Origin of the sequence: uncultured Psychromonas sp., assembly GCF_947489755.1 — a bacterium.
Lineage (GTDB): Bacteria > Pseudomonadota > Gammaproteobacteria > Enterobacterales > Psychromonadaceae > Psychromonas.
The window spans coordinates 1-207 of the sequence record NZ_CANLFB010000118.1 but is presented as its reverse complement, the minus strand read 5'-3'; the positions used below and the strand labels follow the sequence as shown (position 1 = coordinate 207).

The window sequence follows — 207 nt, the reverse complement described above, 5'->3', positions numbered from 1 at the left end:
GCGGTACTAGCTCAGTTGGTAGAGCACGACCTTGCCAAGGTCGGGGTCACGAGTTCGAGTCTCGTGTACCGCTCCAATTTTATAAGTTGTTTTTTAAATATCTTATGATTTATTTTTCCAAATAGTTTTATATGAAGCGGTACTAGCTCAGTTGGTAGAGCACGACCTTGCCAAGGTCGGGGTCACGAGTTCGAGTCTCGTGTACCG

General features: G+C 45.9%; 2 tRNA genes. Both read left to right on the top strand.

Going from position 1 to position 207, the window contains the following annotated elements:
- A tRNA-Gly gene (locus Q0794_RS18250) sits at positions 1–76 on the top strand.
- A gap of 62 nt (positions 77–138) precedes the next feature.
- Positions 139–207, top strand: a tRNA-Gly gene (locus Q0794_RS18245).